A 22228-nucleotide genomic window follows, 5' to 3' on the forward strand; every position below is an offset into this window, starting at 1 on the left:
TTTATAGCTGAAGAGAAAGCGCCATCGCCGCCCGCCGTAACGGGGCCAGGGCTTTCTCTTTCAACGCCGCGGCGTTGGTGCTGCCTGCGGGAACGCCAACGTTAAGCGCCGCTACCACCTGGCCGCTGCGGGAAAGCAGCGGTACCGCCAGCGAACACAATCCCACCTCAATTTGCCGATCGGCGAGCGCGTAGCCTTGCATGCGCACTCTGGCAATCTCTTCGCGTAATCCCGGTATATCGCAGAGGGTATGCGGGGTATAGCGGATTAAATTTGCCCGTGACAGTGTCACCTCTAGCTGCTCTTCTGGCAATGCGCTCAGCAGGACTCGTCCCATGGAAGTCGCCCATGCCGGCAGGCGGCTGCCGCGGCCGATATCCACGCTGAGCAAATTATTCACCGCCGTGCGGGCGATATACAGAACGTTATCGCCGTCCAGCGTGGCGGCGGAACAGGACTCTCCCAGGTTTTTACCCAGCGTATCCAGCGCGCTCTGCGCGACTTTAGCCAGCGGCGTTCCGGCCAGATAAGCGTGGCCCACCGCCAGTACGCGAGGCAGCAGTTCATAGCTGCGGCCATCCGGACTGTGCACCATCCCCAGCGCGGCAAGGGTATACAGACAGCGGCGCACTGCCGCGCGTGAGATCTGCGTTTTCTGGCTAAGCTGGGAGATGGTCAGGCGCTGCCGCTGGGGGCTAAACGCGTTCAGCACCTCCAGACCGCGCGCCAGGGATAACATAAAGTTAGGGTCGTGTTCAGCCTGGCGGGCGCTGAGTGTGCCAGGTTGTTTTTCGCTCATATAACCCCCTCGATTGTTGAAGATATAGGCTCACGGAGCATCACTATATCGCGGGTAAAAAACGCGGGGATTCCTGGTGCTGGTTTTACCACGCCGATCACATTATTAACCTCAACTTAACAACTGCGTCGATAATCGCACAACATTTCGATTATCGCCGTTGACCCTCTCCATTGCGCAGTCCTATTGTCATCAGCATCGTTACCCCACGTTATGAACCGGGGTAGGAAAAGTTATGTATTTCATCACCAGGAAAAAAAGATGACCGCGACCATTGAACGTATTGAAAGCTGGTTGGTAGATATCCCGACCATTCGGCCGCATAAACTCTCCATGACCACGATGGGCTGTCAGACGCTGGCGATAATCCGGGTTACCCGCTCGGATGGCATTTGCGGGATTGGCGAAGCGACCACCATCGGCGGACTCAGCTACGGCGTGGAGAGCCCGGAAGCCATCGTATCGGCGATAAACCACTACCTGACGCCGTTGCTGAAAGGTCAGGCGGCCGATAATTTAAATGCCCTGACCAGCCGTATGGACGGCGCGGTTAAAGGCAATACCTTCGCCAAATCGGCGATTGAAACCGCGTTGCTGGATGCGCAGGGTAAAGCGCTCGGTCTGCCGGTTTCGGCGCTGCTTGGCGGGGCGCTGACGACCTCGCTGCCGGTTCTCTGGACGCTGGCCAGCGGCGACACCGAGAAAGATATTGCCGAGGGCGAAAAGCTTCTTGCGGAGCGCCGCCATCAGGCGTTTAAGCTGAAAATCGGCGCCCGGGCGCTGGAGACCGACCTGCGCCACACGCGCGCGATTGTTGAAGCGCTGGGCGACCGGGCCAGCATCCGCGTCGACGTGAATCAGGCGTGGGACGCCACCGTAGCGGCAAAAGGCTGCCGCGAGCTGGCGGCGATGGGCGTGGATTTGATTGAACAGCCGGTCGGCGCTCAGGATAACGCTGCGCTGGTGCGCCTCAGTCATCATATCGACACGGCCATTCTGGCCGATGAAGCGGTGGCGACCCACTACGATGGATATCGCCTGGCGCAGCAGGGGTTTAGCGGCGCCTATGCGCTGAAGATTGCCAAAGCGGGGGGGCCCAATAGCGTACTGGCGCTGGCGAAAGTTGCGCAAGCAGCGGGAATTGGGCTTTACGGCGGCACGATGCTTGAGGGAACCGTTGGCACCCTGGCCTCTCTGCACGCCTGGTCTACGCTCCCCCTGCAGTGGGGCAGCGAGATGTTTGGCCCGCTGTTGCTGAAGGACGATATTGTCAGCGTCCCGCTCACCTTTGCCGAGGGCGAGGTGACGCTGCCGCAAACGCCGGGTCTTGGCGTTGAACTGGATGAAGACAAGCTGCGCTTCTATAGCCGCAAAGGATAAGCGAGGATTAGTATGCTATTTAAAGTCGATATGACCGTGAATATTCCGCTGGGATTTCCTGCTGACGAAATAGAGGAAATTAAGCTGCGAGAAAAAAATTATTCACAGCAGCTGCAGCGTGAAGGTAAGTGGCGGCATATTTGGCGCGTCGCCGGTCTTTACGCCAATGTCAGTATTTTTGATGTGAAAGATGCTGAAGAATTGCATCAAATCTTAATGGCTTTACCACTATATCCCTTTATGCAAATTCGCGTGGAGGCGCTCTGTCGTCATCCCTCCTCGATTCGCGAAGACGACCGTTAATAAATAATAATCACTAACCTCGCGCCGAAGAAATTCGGCGAATATCCTACAATGATAAGTGAGACTAATTATGAGTAATGCATTCGTACAACCAGATGCTGTGCAAAATTTATTGCGCGAAAGCGCGGGCTTAAATATTAGCGGCGGCGACGAACGTTTTAAAACGATTATTCACCGCCTGCTGGAAAACATCTGTACGCTGATTGATGACTATAACATCACTGAAGAAGAGTTCTGGCATGCGGTGAATTATCTGCATGAATTAGGCGGGCGCCAGGAAGCGGCGCTGCTGGCGGCAGGCCTCGGACTGGAACACTTTCTCGACCTGCGCCAGGACGCTATCGACGCCGCGGAGCAGCGGGAAACCGGCACCCCTCGCACCATTGAAGGCCCGCTGTACGTGGCGAACGCGCCGCTGGCCGACGGACATACCCGTATGGATGATGGTAAAGATGCGGGGGAAGTGATGTGGCTTTACGGCCAGGTCAACGACACTCAGGGCCGCCCGGTTGCCAACGCTATCGTTGATATCTGGCACGCCAACACCCTTGGGAACTACTCTTTCTTTGATAAAAGCCAGAGTGAATACAACCTGCGTCGCCGTATCCGTACCGGCGCCGATGGCCGCTACAGCGTGCGCAGCATAATGCCTTCCGGCTACGGCTGCCCGCCGGATGGACCGACGCAAAAGCTGCTTAACCAACTGGGGCGCCACGGTAATCGTCCGGCGCATATCCACTTCTTCGTCTCTGCGCCAGGTTATAAACATTTGACCAGCCAGATTAATCCCAACGGTGACAAATATCTATGGGATGATTTCGCGTTCGCTACCCGCGATGGCCTGATTGCCGACCCGGTAAAAGTAAGCGACCGCGAGCTTATTCAGCAGCGCGAACTGGATGGGGAACATACTGAAGTACGCTTTGATTTTACCCTGTGTAAAGCGCTTAACGCCGATGAAGAACAGCGCGGTACGCGCCTGCGCGCACAGGAATAAAACGCTGCGTTAATGCTATACTCCGGCCATATCGCGGCCGGAGAATAAAACGAAATTACGAGTTCTCTTTTTTCTATTCCTGAATTATGCAGGAGGGGCCGACTCATGCAAAAAACGTTCGCCAGATTAAAAGATAAAATCAGCAATGCATTAATTGTTGATCGTGAAAAACATATTTATCGCTGCCATCGCTCAATATTTACCGACCCGCAGTTATTTGATTTTGAAATGAAGCATATCTTCGAAGGCAACTGGCTGTTCCTTGCCCATGAGAGCCAGATTGCGCAGCCAGGAGATTATTACACTCTGACCCTTGGGCGCCAGCCGGTGATAATAACCCGCGATAAAAAGAATGAGCTACATGCGCTAATTAACAGCTGCGCCCATCGCGGAGCGATGTTATGTCGGCGCAAAACCGGTAATAAAAATTCATTGACCTGCCCGTTTCACGGCTGGACGTTCAGCAATAACGGCAAGCTATTAAAAGCCAAAGATGAAAGCACCGGTGGTTACCCGGACAGCTTCAAACAGGAAGGCTCGCATGATTTAACAAAGCTGCCAAAGTTTCAATCGTATCGCGGGTTTCTGTTCGGTAGCCTGAATGCTGATGTGCAGCCGTTGGAGGAGTACCTCGGCGAAACCCGCAAAATTATCGATCTGATCGTCGATCAGGCGCCGCAAGGGCTGGAGGTACTTAAAGGTTCGTCGAGCTATGTTTACGAAGGCAACTGGAAGCTGGGGGCGGAAAACGGCGCTGACGGCTATCACGTCAGCGTGGTGCACTGGAACTACGCTTCCACCATGTCGCGCCGCAACTACGAAGCGGAAGGAACGCACGCGGTAGACGCAAACGGCTGGTCGAAAAGCGTCGGCGGCGGATACGGCTTTGAGAATGGGCATATGCTGCTCTGGACCCGGGCGCTTAATCCGGAAGTGCGCCCGGTCTATGAACATCGCGAACGTCTGCAGGCTGAGTTCGGCGAGTCTCGCGCCGATCGGATGGTCAACGAAACGCGCAACCTGTGCCTCTATCCGAACGTCTACCTGATGGATCAGTTTTCGACGCAGATCCGCGTGATCCGCCCCATTGCGGTGGATAAAACCGAAGTCACCATCTGGTGCTTCGCCCCGAAAGGTGAATCTGACCAGGCGCGAGCGCTGCGTATCCGCCAGTATGAGGATTTCTTCAACGTTAGCGGCATGGGGACGCCTGACGATCTGGAAGAGTTCAGCGCCTGTCAGCGCGGTTATCTCGGCGAGAATCTGGCATGGAGCGACCTCAGCCGCGGGGCGCTGCACTGGGTCGACGGCCCTGACGACCACGCCTTGCAGGCGGGCTTTAGCCCGCAGCTAAGCGGAGTGAAATCGGAAGATGAAGCGCTGTATATCGCCCATCATCATCACTGGCAAAACGTGATGCTGGCGGCGCTGGAAACAGAGCGGCAGCGCTACGACCAGTCGATCACTCAACGCGTGGAGGTGGCCTGATGCTGACTCTCGAACAGGTTCGCCAGTTTCTTTATTACGAAGCCCGTCTGCTGGACGATCGCCAGTGGGATGAATGGCTGAACTGCTACAGCCCGCAGGTGGTGTACTGGATGCCCGCCTGGGGCGATGACGACCAGCTTACCCGCGATCCGCAGCGCGAAATTTCGCTGATTTACTACCCGAACCGCGATGGCCTCGAAGACCGGGTATACCGCATCAAAACGGAACGCTCCGGGGCCAGCACGCCGGAACCGCGAACCACCCACATGATCGGCAACGTTGAGCGGCTTGGCGAAACCGAACAGGGGATGGAGGTGCGCTACAACTGGGTCACCTACTGTCATCGCTATCAGCAGACGGATACCTGGTTTGGCTCTACCTGCTGCACGCTGATTGAAAGTGCCGGCAAACCGCAGATTATCCGTAAAACCGTGCGGCTGAATAACGATTACATCCGTCAGGTGATTGACGTTTACCACATTTAAGAGGCGTTTATGACCTTTAATATTGCTCTCAATTTTGAAGACGGCATCACCCGCTTTATTCAATGCCATGCCGGGGAAAAAGTGCTGGATGCCGCCTATCGTCAGCAGGTGAATCTGCCGATGGATTGCTCGGACGGCGTCTGCGGCACCTGCAAGTGCCGCTGCGTCAGCGGCGAATATGGTTTGGGTGACGATTTTCTTGAAGAGGCGCTCAGCGAGGACGAAGCCGCAGAGCGTCAGGTGCTGACCTGTCAGATGGTGCCAACCAGCGATTGCGTCATTGATGTTCCGGCCGCGGCGGCCCAGTGCAAAACCGCGCTGGCAAGCCTGGGCGCAGCGGTAAAACAGGTAAATCTACTGTCGGACACCGCCATTGAGCTGGTCGTTGTGCTGGATGAACCGCTGGATTTTCTGCCGGGCCAGTACATCAATATTGAGGTGCCAGGAACGCCGCAGGCGCGCGCCTATTCGTTTAGCTCTCTACCGGGCTCGCGTGAGGGGAGCTTTCTGATCCGTAACGTGCCCGGCGGCTTGATGAGTCAGTGGCTGACGCAGCGGGCCAGCCCCGGCGATCGTCTGACGCTAAGCGGTCCGATGGGCAGCTTTTATCTGCGCGGCGGCGAGCGTCCACTGTTGCTGCTCGCGGGGGGCACCGGCTTAGCGCCGCTGCTCTCGATGCTGCAAACGCTGGTTATGCAGCGCAGCACCCGGCCCGTCACCTTGCTCTATGGCGTGACCCGCGACTGCGACCTGGTGAAAACTGATGCGCTCGAAGCATTTACCGGCCAGCTTCCGGCCTATCGCTGGCTGCCGGTGGTTGCCGACGCGCAAAGCGGATGCCCGCAGCGCGGTTTTGTGACCGAACATCTCGATGACGCGATACTCAACGATGGCGATGTGGATATCTATCTGTGCGGGCCGCCGCCGATGGTCAATGCGGTAGCCACGGCGCTGCGCGAGAGAGGCGTTTCGCCGGCGGGTTTCTGGTATGAAAAATTTATCGCCAGCCAGAGCGCGGCGGCATAAGGAGCAACGATGCGATTTAGCAATAAAGTCGTGGCCATTACCGGCGCCGCGCAGGGGATAGGCCGACAGACGGCTGAGCAGGCGGCGCGTGAGGGCGCCCGGCTGCTGTTGATTGACCGTTCTCGTTATGTTCACGAACTGGCGGCGGCGCTGAACGACTCCGGCAGCGAAGCGCTGGCGCTGGAGGCCGATCTTGAGCAATGGGAAAGCACCGAGCGGGCGTTTGCCGAAGGGGTGGCTCATTTTGGTCGCCTTGACGTGCTGATTAACAACGTCGGCGGCACCATCTGGGCGCGGCCGTTTGCCGAATATCAGCCGCAGCAGATTGAGAAGGAGATTCGCCGCTCGCTGTTCCCGACCCTGTGGGGCTGTCGGGCTGCGCTACCGTGGATGCTCAGGCAGGGAAAGGGAAGCATCGTCAATATTTCGTCCGTGGCGACGGCGGGAGTGAACCGGGTACCTTATTCCGCAGCGAAAGGCGGCGTTAACGCGCTGACCCGTTCGCTGGCCCTGGAATATAGCGCAAACGGGATCCGTATTAATGCCGTGGCGCCGGGGGGAACCGAGGCGCCTGCGCGCCTGACGCCGCGTAATGAAGAGCAGCCGACGGCGCAAGAGCAGAAGTGGTATCAGCAGGTGGTGGATCAGACGGTGGCGAGCAGCCTGATGCATCGCTACGGTACGCTGGCGGAACAGGCCAATGCCATCCTGTTTCTCGCCAGCGATGAGGCCAGCTATATTACCGGCGTGACGTTGCCCGTCGCCGGGGGCGACCTCGGTTAGCGCCGGGTCGCCTGCCAGCAGAGCAGGGAGCCGATACATACCATCCCGGCGCCCTGCCAGAACGACCACGACAGCGCGGCGCTGAGCAGTACCGCCGCCAGCGCCGATGAGAGCACCGGGGTAAAGTAAGAGGCGGCGGCCAGCAGGCTGACGTTGCCGTGCAGGATCCCGACGTTCCACGCCGCGTAGCCAAACCCCAGGGCGACGGACAGCGCGATCAGCTTGATCGTCACCGGCCAGCTAAAGACCATCGGCGGCTGCTCGCTGAACAGGAATTTTAGCCACAGGGTCAGGGCGGTGAGCAGAACAAACAGGGTAATTCCGTTTTTGCCTTTGGCGTATTTCGCGGTGACCGTGCAGTAGGCCGCCCAGATAAACGCGCCGATAAACGCCAAAATATAGCTCAGCGGGCTGGAGACCACGTTGCTGATAATTTCGTCTATATTCAGACCATGCTCACCGCCTAATACCCAGGTGACGCCAAATATAGCGAGGAATAAACCGGGGATAACCAGCCAGCTGCTTTTTTGGCCGTTAAACAGAATGGCGAATAAAATCGTCAGGCTGGGCCACAGATAATTGACCATCCCCACTTCAATAGCCTGCTGGCGGGTACCAGCTAAGCCAACCGACAGCGCCAGGCAAATTTCATAGCTGACGAACAACAGGCTCCCCGCCAGTAAATAGGGGCGGGGGATCTGGCGTATTTGTGGGAAGCCGACGGTAAAGATCAGCAACATGCCGCTCAGGCTGTAGAGCATCGCCGCGCCGCCCACCGGGCCAAGGCCTTCGCTGACGCCACGAATCAGCCCGACCATGGTGCTCCAGAGTACGATAGCGGCCAATCCAATGAGCGTGGCTCTCTTTTTCTCCATATTTAACCTGATGTTGGTTCAAACGCAGTCGGGTTTTATAACACTTTTTACGCCCACCGGGGGGATATTTTCCGCCATGCTTAATACTATCGGAGTAATAAAAATTGGCGCCGCTGACTATTAAGGGGGCGTCAGTTTTCGACATTGATTTGACGCAAATAAAACAGGGGTATTGCTGTTAGTTTTGCCCTCCGCGATGAATAAACATCCCGCATGGAGGGGAACAATGGACGTCAGCCGCAGAAAGTTTTTTAAAATCTGCGCAGGCGGTATGGCCGGAACAACAGCCGCTGCTTTGGGGTTTGCGCCCAAAATGGCTCTGGCTCAGGCGCGTAATTACAAGCTGCTGCGCGCTAAAGAGATCCGCAACACCTGCACATACTGCTCCGTAGGCTGCGGGCTATTAATGTATAGCCTGGGCGACGGCGCGAAGAACGCGAAAGAAGCGCTTTATCACATCGAGGGGGACCCGGATCATCCGGTAAGCCGCGGCGCGCTGTGCCCGAAAGGGGCCGGGCTGCTGGACTACGTCCACAGCGATAACCGCCTGCGCTACCCGCAATACCGCGCGCCGGGTGCGGATAAATGGCAGCGCATCTCCTGGGATGAGGCGTTTGAGCGTATCGCCAGGCTGATGAAAGCCGACCGCGACGCCAACTTTATGGAGAAAAACGAGCAGGGCGTCACGGTAAACCGCTGGCTTACCACCGGGATGCTGTGCGCCTCGGCGGCCAGCAACGAGACCGGCATGCTGACGCAGAAGTTTGTGCGTTCCCTCGGTATGCTGGCGGTAGACAACCAGGCGCGCGTCTGACACGGACCAACGGTAGCAAGTCTTGCTCCAACATTTGGTCGCGGTGCGATGACCAACCACTGGGTGGATATCAAAAACGCCAACGTCGTGGTAGTGATGGGCGGTAACGCCGCCGAAGCCCATCCGGTGGGATTCCGCTGGGCGATGGAAGCGAAAAACAACAACGATGCGACGTTGATTGTCGTCGATCCGCGCTTTACGCGTACGGCGTCGGTGGCCGATATCTATGCGCCGATTCGTTCCGGCACCGACATTACCTTTCTGTCGGGCGTACTGCTGTACCTGATCGAAAACAACAAAATCAACGCCGAGTACGTGAAGCACTACACCAACGCCAGCCTGCTGGTGCGCGACGATTTTGCCTTCGAAGACGGCCTGTTCAGCGGCTACGATGCTGAAAAGCGTCAGTACGATAAATCGTCGTGGAACTATCAGTTCGACGAAAACGGCTACGCCCTGCGCGATGAAACCCTGCAGCATCCGCGCTGCGTATGGAATCTGCTCCGGCAGCACGTTTCTCGCTATACGCCGGAGGTGGTGGAGAATATCTGCGGCACGCCGAAGGCCGATTTCCTCAAGGTGTGCGCAGTGCTGGCCTCAACCAGCGCGGCGGACCGGACCACCACCTTCCTTTACGCGCTGGGCTGGACGCAGCACACCGTCGGGGCGCAGAACATCCGCACCATGGCGATGATCCAGCTGCTGCTCGGTAATATGGGGATGGCGGGCGGCGGCGTGAATGCGCTGCGCGGGCACTCCAACATTCAGGGGCTTACCGATTTAGGGCTGCTGTCGACCAGCCTGCCGGGCTACCTGACGCTGCCGTCGGAACAACAGACCGATCTGCAAAGCTATCTGACGGCGAATACGCCGAAAGCGCTGCTGGCGGACCAGGTGAACTACTGGAGCAACTATCCGAAATTCTTCGTCAGCCTGATGAAATCGTTCTACGGCGATGCGGCGCAAAAAGAGAACGACTGGGGCTTTAACTGGCTGCCGAAGTGGGACCAGGCTTACGACGTCATCAAGTACTTCAATATGATGGATAACGGCAAGGTGACGGGATATCTCTGCCAGGGCTTCAATCCGGTGGCTTCGTTCCCGGACAAAAACAAGGTGGTCCGCAGCCTGAGCAAGCTGAAGTACATGGTGGTGATCGACCCGCTGGTGACGGAAACGTCGACCTTCTGGCAAAACCACGGCGAGTCGAACGATGTCGAACCGGCGGCGATTCAGACCGAAGTCTTCCGCCTGCCGTCTACCTGCTTCGCCGAAGAGGATGGTTCGATCGCCAACTCCGGGCGCTGGCTGCAGTGGCACTGGAAAGGTCAGGACGCGCCGGGGGAAGCGCGCAACGACGGCGAAATCCTTGCCGGGATTTACCACCGTCTGCGCGAGATGTATCGCACCGAGGGCGGCAAAGGCGCCGAGCCGCTGCTGAAGATGGGCTGGCGCTATAAGCAGCCGGATCATCCGCAATCGGAAGAGGTGGCCAAAGAGAACAACGGCTACGCGCTGGACGATCTCTACGACGCAAACGGCGCGCTGCTGGCGAAGAAGGGCCAGTTGCTGAACAGCTTTGCGCTGCTGCGCGATGACGGCACCACCGCTTCATCCTGTTGGATCTATACCGGCAGTTGGACCGAGCAGGGCAACCAGATGGCCAACCGCGATAACGCCGATCCGTCAGGTCTTGGCAATACGCTCGGCTGGGCGTGGGCGTGGCCGCTCAACCGGCGGGTGCTGTATAACCGCGCGTCGGCGGATATCAACGGCAAGCCGTGGGATGCGAAGCGGATGCTGATCCGCTGGAACGGCAGCAAGTGGGTCGGCAACGATATTGCGGACTTTAATAACGCCCCGCCGGGCAGCAAAACCGGGCCGTTTATTATGCAGCAAGAGGGGATGGGACGACTGTTTGCGCTGAATAAGCTGGCGGAAGGCCCGTTCCCGGAACACTACGAGCCGATGGAAACGCCCCTTGGCACCAACCCGCTGCACCCGAACGTGGTCTCCAGCCCGGTGGTGCGACTGTACGAAGAGGATGCCCTGCGCTTAGGCAAGAAGGAGCAATTCCCCTACGTCGGTACCACCTATCGTCTGACCGAGCATTTCCACACCTGGACCAAGCATGCGCTGCTCAACGCCATCGCGCAGCCGGAGCAGTTTGTTGAAATCAGCGAAGGCCTGGCGCGAGCGAAGGGGATTGCCAACGGCGATCGGGTCACGGTCAGCAGCAAGCGCGGCTTTATTCGCGCGGTGGCGGTGGTGACGCGTCGTCTGCACACGCTCAACGTTAACGGTCAGCAGGTGGAAACCGTCGGTATCCCGCTGCACTGGGGTTTTGAAGGGGTAGCCCGCAAAGGTTACATCGCCAACACCCTGACGCCGAACGTCGGGGATTCCAACTCGCAAACGCCGGAGTATAAGGCGTTTCTGGTCAACATCGAGAAAGCGTAAGGAGCGAATCAATGGCGATGGAAACCCAGGACATCATTAAACGCTCCGCCACCAACCCGATAACTCCCGCGCCGCGCGCGCGGGATTTTAAGGCGGAAGTGGCAAAGCTGATTGATGTCTCCTCCTGCGTGGGCTGTAAAGCCTGCCAGGTGGCCTGTTCCGAGTGGAACGATATTCGCGATGACGTGGGGCACTGCGTCGGCGTGTACGACAATCCCGCCGATCTGAGCGCCAAATCCTGGACGGTGATGCGTTTTAGCGAAACCGAACAGAACGGCAAGCTGGAGTGGCTGATACGCAAAGACGGCTGTATGCACTGCGAGGACCCGGGCTGCCTGAAAGCGTGCCCGTCCGCCGGGGCGATTATTCAGTACGCCAACGGCATCGTCGATTTTCAGCAGGAGAACTGCATCGGCTGCGGCTACTGCATCGCCGGGTGCCCCTTTAACGTCCCGCGCCTCAATAAAGAGGATAACCGGGTTTATAAGTGCACCCTGTGCGTTGACCGGGTCAGCGTCGGCCAGGAGCCGGCCTGCGTGAAAACCTGCCCAACCGGCGCGATTCATTTCGGCAGCAAGCAAGAGATGCTCGAGGTGGCCAACGAGCGGGCGGAAAAACTGAAGAAGCGCGGCTATTCCCATGCCGGGGTGTATAACCCGCCGGGCGTCGGCGGCACGCACGTGATGTACGTGCTGCATCATGCCGACCAACCGGAGCTATACCATAACCTGGCGAAAGAACCGCAGATCGATACCGCGATCAACCTGTGGAAAGGGGCGCTGAAGCCGCTCTCGGCGGTCGGGTTTATCGCCACCTTTGCCGGGCTGATTTATCACTACATTGGGATTGGGCCGAACAAAGAAGCGGATGACGATGAGGAGGAGCGCAATGAGTAAATCGAAAATGATTGTGCGCACGAAGTTTATTGACCGCGCCTGTCACTGGACGGTCGTCATCAGCTTCTTCCTGGTGGCGCTCTCGGGGATCTCATTTTTCTTCCCGACGCTGCAGTGGCTGACCGAAACCTTCGGTACGCCGCAGATGGGGCGTATTCTGCATCCGTTCTTCGGCGTGCTGATTTTCGTGGCCCTGATGTTTATGTTTGTACGCTTTGTCCACCACAATATTCCTGACAGGCAGGATATTCCCTGGCTCAAGGGGATTATTGAGGTGCTGAAAGGCAACGAGCATAAAGTGGCGCGGGTAGGGAAATATAACGCCGGGCAGAAAATGATGTTCTGGACCATTATGAGCATGATTTTTGTGCTGCTGGTGACCGGGGTGATCATCTGGCGACCCTGGTTTGCCCACTATTTTCCGATTCAGGTGATTCGCTATAGCCTGCTGATTCACGCGACCTCGGCGATTATTCTTATTCACGCGATTCTTATTCATATGTATATGGCGTTCTGGGTTAAAGGATCGATTAAGGGAATGGTTGAGGGGAAGGTGAGTCGCCGCTGGGCGAAGAAGCATCATCCGCGCTGGTATCGCGAGGTGGAGCGTCAGGAAGCGAAGAAAGAGAGCTGCGAAGGGCTTAAATAAGTTCTGCGTCGTAAACCCGCTCCGGTTAAACCCGGAGCGGGTCAGGTATTGGTGATAAGGGCGTCAATGGCGGAAATCACTTCGCCTCTGGCGCTTTTTAAGCTACCGATAAAATCTTCGCGCTTGATCAGCTTATTGTTAAGGTTCGTCATCATCGGCGAACAAAGCATAAACGTTTCAAATTCAATATTGACCTCAGGAACTAAAGGATGCTGCCATAGTGGCAGATGAGCATTACGCATCAGGGGAATAATTACCCTGGTGGGTAGGTCTGCATAAAAATCATTTTGCACAATCATAAAATAGGGTAGAGAGTTCTTCGTTTGCGAAGAAGGGTTCCGATAAACGTCGAATTGCTTAAGCATCAGAGCACCCTGAAGTATTCATCATCGGTGATAGACCCATGCTCGTCGACGAATTCATTCATTAACCGGAACAATTCGTTACGGGGATGCATTGACTGACTTTTAGCTGTGGGTATCGAGGATAAATGGCACTTTTTACTCGTTGATGCCGCCGACTGGAAGCTATCTTCCGCTGTGTATTCTTTCATTATCCTGCCTCCGTGTGGTTAATGTCGCCATTATCAGTCTACTACTTTAAAAAACAATACCGATTGCCCTGGTTAAGTCGCATTTGCGAGACGGGTTCCATTGAAAAGCAACGGCATGAAATGATGAAATTTTAATGGAACCGCGGTTGTGAATTGTTATCGCTATGCCGTTGCTGGCTACTGGGCAGCGGCGGGGCGCGAAATGGCTTTATTCGTTTTTCCCAATCTGCGAATAAGCTTATGAAATAACCGCGCCGTTATATGGATAAAAATGTCACCCGGCGTTTTTATCTGGTTTGCCGCTGGATAATGCACAATAATGCCGTCGGTTTATTTTATAACAAGTGATTAGTTGTATGAAAAAGACTATTTTTTCGTTAGCGCTTGGCACCTTTGGTCTCGGGATGGCGGAATTTGGCATTATGGGCGTATTACCTGAAATCGCTCATGATGTCGGGATATCGATTCCCGCCGCAGGCAATATGATCTCATATTACGCGTTTGGCGTGGTGATCGGCGCGCCGGTGATGGCGCTGTTCTCCAGCCGCTTTTCGTTAAAGTCGGTTATGCTGTTTCTCGTGGCGCTGTGCGTTATCGGCAATGCCATCTTCACTTTATCTTCCAGCTATTCGATGCTGGCGCTGGGCCGTCTGATCTCCGGCTTCCCGCACGGCGCATTCTTTGGCGTGGGGGCGATTATCCTGTCAAAAATCGCCCCGCCAGGAAAGGTGACGGCGGCGGTGGCGGGGATGATCGCCGGGATGACGGTCGCCAATTTGCTGGGGGTGCCCGCCGGGACCTGGCTCGGCCATCAGTTTAGCTGGCGCTATACTTTTCTGGCGATTGCGGTATTTGACATCGCGGTGCTGGTCTCCATCGCCTGGTGGGTGCCCACGCTGTTTGATAAATCCACGGCGCGCCTGCGCTCGCAGTTTCATTTTTTAAAATCGCCCGCGCCGTGGTTAATTTTTGCCGCCACGATGTTCGGCAATGCCGGCGTATTCGCGTGGTTCAGCTATATTAAGCCGTTTATGATTAACGTCTCCGGTTTCGGTGAGAGCGCCATGATATTCATTATGATGCTGGTGGGCCTCGGAATGGTTCTCGGAAATCTCTTTAGTGGTAAAGTTTCTGTTCGCTACAGCCCGCTGCGTATTGCCGCCGTTACCGATGGCGTTATTGTGGTGACCTTATTATTGATTTTTCTGCTGGCTGAGCATAAAGCCGCCTCATTAACCCTGGCGTTTATTTGCTGCGCGGCGCTGTTCGCCCTGTCGGCGCCGCTGCAAATTCTGCTGCTGCAAAACGCCAAAGGCGGCGAGATGCTGGGCGCGGCGGGCGGCCAGATCGCCTTTAATCTCGGTAGCGCCATCGGCGCGCTGTTTGGCGGAATGATGATTACGGCCGATTTTGGCTGGCGTTCCGTTACCTTACCGGCCGCGCTGCTCTCGTTTCTTGCCCTCAGTTCGCTGCTGATTTATGCCCGCTATCAGCAGCGTCTGGCCTGATTCATTTACTCCTGCCAGGGTTCGCCGAGGGTTAACATTAAACGGTTGGCCCAGGCGAAGAACGCTGCCGATTGCAGTAAATCCAGCTGAGCGAGCGTATCCAGGCCCTGCTGTTCGACCGCGGCAAGGTGGCCGGCGGCCAGGGCGGGCGGGGTAACGGAAATCGCGGCGGCGAAATCGATTTGCGCCTGCCAGCCCGGCGTCTGCCCGTCGCTCAGGTTCTCTCCGGGCGTCACCGCCAGCAGCGTCTCTACCGCCGTTTCATCCTTCGCCAGCTGCGCGGCCTTACGCGCATGCACCGATGCGCAATAAATACAGCCGTTAACTTTGCTCGCTACCGTCGCCGCCAGCTCGCGTTCGGCGCGGGGCAGGCCGCCGGGAGTATAAAAAATGCCTTTGTCGGTTAACGTACGCTGCTCCAGTATCGGCTGGTTACGCGCCAGCAGGCGGAAATAGGGGGAATCGCTGTGGCCGAACTTCGTCAGCAGCGCCTGCTCATCGGGGGAGAATTCCGCCAGCGGTTTAGCCGCCAGCCAGGGCTCCCAGTGCAGTTCGTCGCGGGTAAAGCGCACCGGCGCGCGCTTACCGCTGAGGGTTTGCGGCGAGGTATGCCAGAGTCCGGCCGCGACCGGGGTTTGTGCGACAGTAATGCTTTTGCCGTTAAGCAGGCGCAGCCCGGTGACCAGCCGACTCTGGAAGCTGACAAAGGCGATAAGCTGGGCGAGGGTGACAATGCCGCGCAGGGTCCATCCGGCGCGGATTAAGGCCTCCAGCGGCGATGGCGTAGCCTCCACAGGCGTAAAGGTTAACAGTCGGGCAAAGGCCAGCGCCGGGGCCAGCCGCGGGGATGTGGGGTCGGCAATACCAAAACCGGCATAGTGGGCCGCCAGCGCATCGCTGTCATGCAGCTTAGCCACCCTGGCGGCAACGGCAAAACGCTCATCGAGCGGAAAGTCGTTATCCTGCTGACCAAACAGCGTTTCATAGCTTCCCTGCGCGTGGCGGGTGGCCGCCTCGCGCACGGCGCGCGCCGCGGCTAAAGCGGAATCGGGGGCGATCTCTGCCAGTTCGGCCAATATATCCTGACTTAGCGTCATGGTGACTCCTTATCGTAACTGAGGGGCAATGTGCTGAGCGATCAGCTCAAGGGAACGCAGCGTGTCCCGGTGCGATGGTTCAACGGAGTGCACCTGAAACGAAATATCGGTCACCCGCCGCAGCACGCTATCGCGCGCCAGCGAGGCGGCGACGTGCGCGGGGTCGCCGACGTGAGCGTCAAGCTGCGGTAGAAATTCGGTGACAGTGTCACCAATAATTTCATAGCCGGCGGCGCGATGCTGGGCTGCCTGTCTGCGTAAACCGGGTTCGGCGACCTGTAGCGCGTACTCCTGGCTGTCGGCGACGAAGGCGGTACGCGAGGCAAGGATCCTTGCCTCGACGCCCGCGGGCAGCGCGGCGAGATAGGCGTCGATAATCGGATTCTGAATCGCGTCGAGCGGCAGCGTCGGTTGCCCGGCCGGACGCGGCTGAGTGCGCGAGAGCATCAATCCGTGTCCGGCCTGCGCGGCGCGGACCGCGCCGTCGACGGAAAATGTGGCAATCCAGATACGTTCCGCCAGCTGCGGCGCCTGAGGGTAAAGATGATTATCCGGATGGGCGAGCGAATCCCCGCGCCAGGCGCTTTGAATCAGATGCAGATGCTCGGCGAATATCGCGCTGCGCTGGTCAATCGTCAGGCCGAAGGGTAAAAACGAGGTGGGGGTGCCGCCGGAGCCGAAGCCTACCTCCAGCCGTCCATCGGCGAGCAGATCCAGCACCGCCGCATCCTCCGCCACCCGTAGCGGGTTTTCCATCGGCAGGGTGATAATGGCGGTTCCCAGACGAATGCGTTCGGTGTGCGCTGCCGCATGGGCGAGAAAAACCAGCGGCGACGGCAGGCCGCCTTCGTGCTCATGAAAATGGTGCTGCGCAATCCACGCGCTGTCGAACCCCAGGCGTTCGGCGTGGCGAATTTGCTCGGTGGCCAGCCGATAGCGCTCTTTGGGCGTGGCGTGGTCCAGCAGGCGGGTGAAAAAGCCCAGTCGTTTACGCGTCATGCAACCTCCTTGCTCGGGGATGAAAAGTGGGGAATCGCGGCGATAAGCTCGCGGGTATAGTCATGCTGCGGGGCGCTGAACAGCCGGCTGACGTCGCCGTGTTCAACCACCTGGCCCGCCCGCAGCACCGTCACGCTGTGGGCGATACGGCGCACCGTCGCCAAATCGTGAGTGATAAACAGATAGCTCAGCCCGAGCTGCTGCTGAAGCTGCTGCAGCAGGGCGAGAATTTGCGCCTGCACCGTGACGTCCAGCGCTGAGGTCGCTTCATCCAGCACCAGGATCGTTGGCTCAAGGATGAGGGCGCGGGCGATGGCCACCCGCTGCCGCTGGCCGCCGGATAGCTCGCGGGCGGTTCGCGACAGCAGCTCCGGCGCGAGCGCCACGCGGGCAGCGACCGTTTCCACGCGCTGGCGTCTTGTCTCGGCGTTGAGGCGGTCAAAGTTTTTTAACGGCTCTTCGATAATCTCAAACAGCGTTTGCCGCGGATCCAGGGACGCAAAGGGGTTCTGGTAGACGAACTGGATTTTACGCCGCAGCTGGCGGAGCGCCTCGCGGCTGAGATGCCCGGCATCGATACCGTCAATAGCGATATGGCCAACATCGGCCTTTTCGAATCCCAGCAGGATCCGCGCAAGGGTGGTTTTGCCGGAGCCGGACTCGCCGACCAGCGCGTGGGTGCTGCCCCGTTTCACCTCGAAGCTCACGGCGTCCAGCGCCTGTAAATGCGCGCGGCCGAGCGAAAAACATTTGCTGATGCCCTCTACGCGGATCGCCGGGGTCGCCAGCACGCGCCCGCTGGCCGGGGCAATGGTCAGCGTCGAACCCTGGAGATCGCTGAGCAGTTGGCGGGTATAGGCGTGCTGCGGCGTGCGCACCACATCGCCGGTCGCGCCCTGTTCCTGAATTTCACCGTGGCGAAAGACCAGCAGTCGGTCGGCGCGTTCCGCCGCCAGCGCCAGATCGTGGGTCACGAACAGCACCGCCGTGCCGGACTCCCGGCGCAGCGTATCCAGCAGGTCGAGGATCCGTTTTTGTACCGTCACGTCGAGGGCGCTGGTGGGCTCATCGGCAATGATTAAGTCGGGTTTCAGGGCGATGGCGATAGCGATCAGCACCCGCTGCTTCATACCGCCTGAAAGCTGGTGGGGATATTGATCGATGCGCTGTTCCGGGTGGCTCAGCCCAACCTTCGCCAGCAGCGCCAGCACCTGCGCTTTACGCTCTGCGGCGCTGCTTTGCTGATGCAGGCGCAGGATTTCGCCCACCTGCGCGCCGATAGTTTTTACCGGATTCAGGGAGTTGCCCGGATCCTGAGGCACCAGACTAATCCGCGCGCCGCGAAGGCCGTCGAGGCGTTTGGCGGACCAGCCGCTGATCTCTTCGCCGTTAATCAAGATGCGCCCGCTGTCACGGCGCGCGTTATCGGCCAGCAGGCCAATAATCGCCTGCGCGGTGGTGGTTTTACCTGAACCGGATTCGCCGACGAACGCCAGCATTTCGCCGCGTTTTACCGCAAAACTGACGTCGTGCACCACTTCGCGCCATTCGCGCTGCGAACGATAGCTGATGCGCAGATTCTCGACGGTCAAAACATTCATGGGCGTTCTCCGCTAAATTGACGGCTGATGCGGTTGGCGGCGAGCACCACCGCGATCACCGCAAGGCCGGGAAGGGTGGTGAGCCACCAGGCGGTGGAGAGATAGTTACGGCCCTCGGCGATCAGCAGCCCCCACTCCGGAACCGGCGGCGGCGTGCCGTAGCCGAGAAAACTCAGGGTTGAGAGCGCCAGAATGGCCTGGCCGAACTGGAGGGTGGCAAAAGCCAGTACCGCGGTGAGCGAATTGGGCAGAATATGCCGCCAGAAAACGGCGAAAAAGGTGCCGCCGCTGCCGTACGCCGCTTCGACGAAGTCGCTGTGGCGCACGCGAACCACTTCCGCTCGCGCCAGGCGGGCAAAGCTGGCTATTGCCGCGACGCCGACCGCGACGGCGGCGTTAAGGGTGCCGAAACCGAGCAGGATGATGACCGTCAGCGACAACAATAAAGAGGGGATCGCCAGCAGCACGTCAACCAGCCGCATGATCGCCGACTCCACGCGTCCCGCCAGCGCACCGGCCAGGGTGCCCAGCGCGGTACCGATGAACAGGCCGATCGCCACCGCCGCCAGCGCGGCGGAGAGGGAATGTACGGCGCCGTAAACAATGCGGCTCCACAGATCGCGACCCAGCTGGTCGGTACCCAGCCAGTGGCCGGCCTGCGGCGCCAGCCGCTGGGCGCCGGGAAGGCCCTCCAGCGGGTTATACGCGGTAAACAGCTGCGGGGCGATCGCCATCAGCGCGGCAACGATCGTTACCGTCCATGCCAGCAGCAGGCCGGGCTGAACGCGTAGCGTACGCCAGTTTACCCTGCGGCGGCGCGCGGCGATTGCGTAATCCACCAGGCTCATACGGCACCTCCGATAACGGTTTTCAGGCGCGGGTCGAACAGCGGCATCAGCAGGTCAACCAGCAGGTTAATCAGTACGAAACCGAGGGCGGAGATCATCACCACCGCCTGCAGTACCGCGATATCCTGATTATTGACGGCCTGCTGCGTCAGCAGTCCCAGACCGCCGCGACCAAACACGGTTTCGGTAATCAGCGCTCCGGCGATCAGTTCCCCCAGCAGCAGACCGGCAATATTGAGCACCGGCAGCAGGGCGTTGCCGGTAACGTGCCGCCACAGAACGCCGGTTTCGCTCAGGCCTTTGGCGCGGGCAACGGCGACAAACGGCTGCGCGGCGACCTGATCCAGACTGTGCATCAGGATTTGCGCCAGCGGGGCGGAAATCGGCACCGCGACGGCAATAATGGGCAAAATCAAGCCCTCAACCGGTCCCGGGTTGATCACCGGGATCCAGCGCAGCTGAAAGGAGAACAGCTGAATCAGGGCGATACCGAGCCAGAACGTTGGCAGCGAGATAAACAGCACCGGCAGCGATTGCAGCGCGTTGCTCAGCCAGCGCAGACCCGGTAGCCGTGAGGCGAGGGCGAGGGTGAACGCCAGCGCCACCGCCAGCGCAAAAGCGGGCAGCGCCAGGCTTAATGTCTCCGGCAGGTTGCTGGCGATAAGCGCGCTGACCGGCAGCCCGGCCTGCAGCGAATAGCCAAAATCGCCCCGCAGCATGGCCCATAGCGTGTGGAAATATTGCTTCCACAGCGGGCTATCGGCCCCGTAGGCGAGGCGCATTTCGGCGATCTGCTCGGGGCTCAGTCCCAGATCCGGGTTCTGAAACTTGATCAGTACCGCATCGCCGGGGAGCACCTGCAATAGCGCGAAGGAGAGAGTAAACGCCGCCCACAGCACCAGTAGTCCCTGGCCGGAGCGCCGCAGAAGATAGTGGCTCATCGCAGACTCCTTAGTGCTTTTCCAGCCACGCGCCGTAGAACGACGGGCGGCCAACCGCTTCAAAACTAACGCCCTTAACCCACGGCGCGCCGGCAAAGACCTGCGGTTCTTCAAAAATCGGGATTACGTAGGCGTTATCCAGCAGATAGCGCTGGGCGTCGCCGGTCAGCTGGAGGCGTTTTTGCGGTTCGACTTCGGCTGAAATCGCGGTCAGCAGCGCGTTGAGCTTATCGTCGCGGAAGCTTTGCACTTTGTCGCTGGAGCCGCCTTTTTGCAGCAGCGCGTCGCGGTTAGTGGGGAAGAACATGCTCTTAACCACATCCGGGTCGGCGCGGCCCACTTCCGATACGGTGAGCGGCGTTTTTAACGGGTCGAGGCTATCCAGCGTACGGCTACCGGCATCACCGGCTTTGACCGCCAGCGCAACGCCGACCTGACGCCACTGCTGGGCGATAAGCTGGAGCACCTCTTTGTTTTGCGGCTGGGGCAGGGATTCATAGACGGTTAACGCCAGCCGCTGGCCATCTTTGACCCGTATACCGTCGGCGGCCGGTTTCCAGCCCGCCTCATCCAGCAGCTGTTTCGCTTTGGCCGGATCGAAAGCCAGCCTGTCGCTGAGGTTAACGTATCCGGCCGCGCTACTGGCGACGACGGAGGTGGCCTGCGGATAGTTGGCGGAGAACAGGGTTTCGACCACCTGTTTCGCGTCGGTGGCGTGCAGTAGCGCCTGGCGGACGCGCAGGTCGGCAACCAGCGGGTTATCGGGGCGGAAGCTGAGGCTGTCGTTGACGCCGCGCGTCGGAGCGGCATAGATTTTAAAGCCTGCATCGGTGGCCTGCTTTTCATCGTAGGCCTGCACCTGGCGGATAAAATCGGCCTGGCCCGCCAGCAGTGCGCCAATACGCACGCCATCCTCCGGGGTGACGATATAGGTTATGCCGTCGAGATTGGCTGGTCCCTGCTGGGCGAGGCTTTTTGGCCCCCATTGATAATCTTTACGCGCGACCAGCGTGAGTTCACGCCCCGGTTTTTCATCTTTAACCGTAAAAGGCCCGGAACCAATAATATGGCGGGCGTCCCCCAGCTCTTCAAAATTACGCGCCAGGGTGCTGAGGGAAACCAGTCCGGAGCCGATGGTCGCGGTGCCCTGCAGAAATCCCGGCGAGGGCTTTTTAAAGTAGAATTTTACCGTCAGCGGATCGATGACTTCGCTACGATCGTAATTATTAATCACCTCGGAAACCGGCAGGCGGCGCGCTTTATTCCCAAGCCCGTAGGTATCAAAGTTTTTGGCAACCGCATTGGCGTCAAGCGGGGTTCCGTCCGAGAAGGTGACGCCAGGGCGAATCTTAAAGGTATATTCGGTTTTATCGGCGTTAACGCTCCAGCTTTCGGCAATCCAGGGTTCGACTTGTAGGTTTTCGGGATTTTGCCAGGTCAGCTTATCGGTTATTTGATTCAGGATACCGCCGTTGGGATAGAACCCGCCAGCTGGCGGATAAAGATTAGTATGCGGCTGCTGCTCAAGATAAATTAACGTGCCGCCTTTAACCGGCGTATCGGCGGCCCACGCGGAAAAGGCGCCGCTTAAAAAAAGTGCCGCCAGCGCGGGCAGGCGAAAACGGGTGTGCATGGTGAATTCCTTTGTTATCTATTGTTTGGTCATCATCGGGCGCGCGTTTTAACAAAGGAAGTGAGGATTTGCGCTAAGCATTTGCATAAAAAG

19 protein-coding genes and 1 pseudogene are annotated in these 22228 nt (G+C 58.5%); 11 read left to right on the forward strand and 9 right to left on the reverse strand.

The genetic code is table 11. The features are described from left to right. Position 1: 1 nt before the first annotated feature. A pseudogene (locus KOSB73_RS15835) lies at positions 2 to 840 on the reverse strand (IclR family transcriptional regulator domain-containing protein). Positions 841 to 1012: 172 nt separating this feature from the next. Here KOSB73_RS15835 and KOSB73_RS15840 point away from each other — a divergent pair. From KOSB73_RS15840 to benD, 7 genes are all read left to right on the forward strand, one after another. Further along, positions 1013 to 2179: a muconate cycloisomerase family protein gene (locus KOSB73_RS15840; RefSeq protein WP_162685322.1), complete on the forward strand. Its 1167-nt coding sequence runs from the start codon at positions 1013 to 1015 to the stop codon at positions 2177 to 2179. Between the two features lie 12 nt (positions 2180 to 2191). Continuing rightward, a complete protein-coding gene (gene catC, locus KOSB73_RS15845; RefSeq protein ID WP_004138111.1) occupies positions 2192 to 2482 on the forward strand; it encodes a muconolactone Delta-isomerase in 291 nt (96 codons plus the stop codon). Positions 2483 to 2552: 70 nt separating this feature from the next. Continuing rightward, positions 2553 to 3479 (forward strand): catechol 1,2-dioxygenase, encoded by a 927-nt coding sequence (gene catA / locus KOSB73_RS15850; protein WP_098140671.1) that lies wholly within the window; start codon positions 2553 to 2555, stop codon positions 3477 to 3479. A 105-nt stretch (positions 3480 to 3584) separates the two neighbouring features. After that, a complete protein-coding gene (locus KOSB73_RS15855; protein WP_049085754.1) occupies positions 3585 to 4967 on the forward strand; it encodes a Rieske 2Fe-2S domain-containing protein in 1383 nt (460 codons plus the stop codon). Then, positions 4967 to 5452 carry a benzoate 1,2-dioxygenase small subunit gene (gene benB / locus KOSB73_RS15860; RefSeq protein WP_024358234.1) on the forward strand — a complete coding sequence of 162 codons (486 nt, stop codon included), beginning with the start codon at positions 4967 to 4969 and terminating at the stop codon, positions 5450 to 5452. Before KOSB73_RS15855 ends, benB begins: the two co-directional genes overlap by 1 nt. A 9-nt stretch (positions 5453 to 5461) precedes the next feature. Beyond that, the gene (gene benC, locus KOSB73_RS15865; protein ID WP_004138105.1) at positions 5462 to 6478 is read left to right on the forward strand and encodes a benzoate 1,2-dioxygenase electron transfer component BenC; all 1017 of its coding nucleotides are present in this window, start codon (positions 5462 to 5464) and stop codon (positions 6476 to 6478) included. Positions 6479 to 6487: 9 nt separating this feature from the next. After that, positions 6488 to 7261 (forward strand): benzoate diol dehydrogenase BenD, encoded by a 774-nt coding sequence (gene benD / locus KOSB73_RS15870; RefSeq protein ID WP_004138104.1) that lies wholly within the window; start codon positions 6488 to 6490, stop codon positions 7259 to 7261. On the opposite strand, the gene yddG is transcribed toward benD, so the two are convergent. Further along, positions 7258 to 8136 (reverse strand): aromatic amino acid DMT transporter YddG, encoded by an 879-nt coding sequence (yddG, locus tag KOSB73_RS15875; RefSeq protein ID WP_004138101.1) that lies wholly within the window; start codon positions 8134 to 8136, stop codon positions 7258 to 7260. The genes benD and yddG overlap by 4 nt on opposite strands. A gap of 226 nt (positions 8137 to 8362) precedes the next feature. On the opposite strand from yddG, the gene fdnG reads away from it, so the two are divergent. The 3 genes from fdnG to fdnI are packed head-to-tail and all read left to right on the forward strand — an operon-like array spanning position 8363 to position 12955. After that, positions 8363 to 11410: a formate dehydrogenase-N subunit alpha gene (gene fdnG, locus KOSB73_RS15890; RefSeq protein WP_148677320.1), complete on the forward strand. Its 3048-nt coding sequence runs from the start codon at positions 8363 to 8365 to the stop codon at positions 11408 to 11410. 11 nt (positions 11411 to 11421) lie between these two features. Continuing rightward, positions 11422 to 12306 (forward strand): formate dehydrogenase subunit beta, encoded by an 885-nt coding sequence (gene fdxH, locus KOSB73_RS15895; RefSeq protein ID WP_098140672.1) that lies wholly within the window; start codon positions 11422 to 11424, stop codon positions 12304 to 12306. Next, entirely contained in the window at positions 12299 to 12955 is a 657-nt protein-coding gene (fdnI, locus tag KOSB73_RS15900; protein ID WP_024358230.1) for a formate dehydrogenase-N subunit gamma, read from the forward strand. The genes fdxH and fdnI overlap by 8 nt, the downstream gene beginning before the upstream one ends. A 41-nt stretch (positions 12956 to 12996) precedes the next feature. On the opposite strand, the gene KOSB73_RS15905 is transcribed toward fdnI, so the two are convergent. Further along, positions 12997 to 13320: a CcdB family protein gene (locus KOSB73_RS15905; protein WP_049086865.1), complete on the reverse strand. Its 324-nt coding sequence runs from the start codon at positions 13318 to 13320 to the stop codon at positions 12997 to 12999. Between the two features lie 544 nt (positions 13321 to 13864). On the opposite strand from KOSB73_RS15905, the gene araJ reads away from it, so the two are divergent. After that, the gene (gene araJ / locus KOSB73_RS15915; RefSeq protein WP_024358227.1) at positions 13865 to 15016 is read left to right on the forward strand and encodes an MFS transporter AraJ; all 1152 of its coding nucleotides are present in this window, start codon (positions 13865 to 13867) and stop codon (positions 15014 to 15016) included. A gap of 5 nt (positions 15017 to 15021) precedes the next feature. Here the strand turns inward: araJ and KOSB73_RS15920 are convergent, their stop codons facing one another. From KOSB73_RS15920 to KOSB73_RS15945, 6 genes are read right to left on the reverse strand one after another with little or no spacing between them, the layout of a single operon-like run. Beyond that, positions 15022 to 16113 (reverse strand): alkylhydroperoxidase domain protein, encoded by a 1092-nt coding sequence (locus tag KOSB73_RS15920; RefSeq protein WP_098140673.1) that lies wholly within the window; start codon positions 16111 to 16113, stop codon positions 15022 to 15024. Positions 16114 to 16122: 9 nt separating this feature from the next. After that, on the reverse strand, positions 16123 to 17112 hold the full coding sequence (locus KOSB73_RS15925) for a putative FMN-dependent luciferase-like monooxygenase (RefSeq protein WP_049086863.1): 990 nt from the start codon (positions 17110 to 17112) through the stop codon (positions 16123 to 16125). Continuing rightward, positions 17109 to 18713, reverse strand: coding sequence for a dipeptide ABC transporter ATP-binding protein (locus KOSB73_RS15930; RefSeq protein ID WP_098140674.1), 1605 nt, complete (start codon positions 18711 to 18713; stop codon positions 17109 to 17111). Before KOSB73_RS15930 ends, KOSB73_RS15925 begins: the two co-directional genes overlap by 4 nt. Then, on the reverse strand, positions 18710 to 19561 hold the full coding sequence (locus KOSB73_RS15935; protein ID WP_049090366.1) for an ABC transporter permease: 852 nt from the start codon (positions 19559 to 19561) through the stop codon (positions 18710 to 18712). The genes KOSB73_RS15930 and KOSB73_RS15935 overlap by 4 nt, the downstream gene beginning before the upstream one ends. Then, on the reverse strand, positions 19558 to 20502 hold the full coding sequence (locus KOSB73_RS15940; protein ID WP_064371754.1) for an ABC transporter permease: 945 nt from the start codon (positions 20500 to 20502) through the stop codon (positions 19558 to 19560). Before KOSB73_RS15940 ends, KOSB73_RS15935 begins: the two co-directional genes overlap by 4 nt. Before the next feature lie 10 nt (positions 20503 to 20512). Next, positions 20513 to 22135, reverse strand: coding sequence for a TIGR04028 family ABC transporter substrate-binding protein (locus KOSB73_RS15945; protein WP_098140675.1), 1623 nt, complete (start codon positions 22133 to 22135; stop codon positions 20513 to 20515). Positions 22136 to 22228 lie beyond the last annotated feature (93 nt).

Origin of the sequence: Klebsiella grimontii (assembly GCF_900200035.1) — a bacterium.
Taxonomy (GTDB): Bacteria; Pseudomonadota; Gammaproteobacteria; order Enterobacterales; family Enterobacteriaceae; genus Klebsiella; species Klebsiella grimontii.

Coding starts and splice junctions, on each gene's coding strand:
- KOSB73_RS15920 (WP_098140673.1), bottom strand. CDS start 16,113: ATGACGCTAAGTCAGGATATATTGGCCGAACTGGCAGAGATCGCCCCC.
- fdxH (WP_098140672.1), top strand. CDS start 11,422: ATGGCGATGGAAACCCAGGACATCATTAAACGCTCCGCCACCAACCCG.
- benD (WP_004138104.1), top strand. CDS start 6,488: ATGCGATTTAGCAATAAAGTCGTGGCCATTACCGGCGCCGCGCAGGGG.
- KOSB73_RS15930 (WP_098140674.1), bottom strand. CDS start 18,713: ATGAATGTTTTGACCGTCGAGAATCTGCGCATCAGCTATCGTTCGCAG.
- KOSB73_RS15940 (WP_064371754.1), bottom strand. CDS start 20,502: ATGAGCCACTATCTTCTGCGGCGCTCCGGCCAGGGACTACTGGTGCTG.
- KOSB73_RS15945 (WP_098140675.1), bottom strand. CDS start 22,135: ATGCACACCCGTTTTCGCCTGCCCGCGCTGGCGGCACTTTTTTTAAGC.
- yddG (WP_004138101.1), bottom strand. CDS start 8,136: ATGGAGAAAAAGAGAGCCACGCTCATTGGATTGGCCGCTATCGTACTC.
- araJ (WP_024358227.1), top strand. CDS start 13,865: ATGAAAAAGACTATTTTTTCGTTAGCGCTTGGCACCTTTGGTCTCGGG.
- benB (WP_024358234.1), top strand. CDS start 4,967: ATGCTGACTCTCGAACAGGTTCGCCAGTTTCTTTATTACGAAGCCCGT.
- KOSB73_RS15925 (WP_049086863.1), bottom strand. CDS start 17,112: ATGACGCGTAAACGACTGGGCTTTTTCACCCGCCTGCTGGACCACGCC.
- catA (WP_098140671.1), top strand. CDS start 2,553: ATGAGTAATGCATTCGTACAACCAGATGCTGTGCAAAATTTATTGCGC.
- benC (WP_004138105.1), top strand. CDS start 5,462: ATGACCTTTAATATTGCTCTCAATTTTGAAGACGGCATCACCCGCTTT.
- KOSB73_RS15905 (WP_049086865.1), bottom strand. CDS start 13,320: ATGCTTAAGCAATTCGACGTTTATCGGAACCCTTCTTCGCAAACGAAG.
- KOSB73_RS15935 (WP_049090366.1), bottom strand. CDS start 19,561: ATGAGCCTGGTGGATTACGCAATCGCCGCGCGCCGCCGCAGGGTAAAC.
- catC (WP_004138111.1), top strand. CDS start 2,192: ATGCTATTTAAAGTCGATATGACCGTGAATATTCCGCTGGGATTTCCT.
- fdnI (WP_024358230.1), top strand. CDS start 12,299: ATGAGTAAATCGAAAATGATTGTGCGCACGAAGTTTATTGACCGCGCC.
- KOSB73_RS15855 (WP_049085754.1), top strand. CDS start 3,585: ATGCAAAAAACGTTCGCCAGATTAAAAGATAAAATCAGCAATGCATTA.
- KOSB73_RS15840 (WP_162685322.1), top strand. CDS start 1,013: ATGAACCGGGGTAGGAAAAGTTATGTATTTCATCACCAGGAAAAAAAG.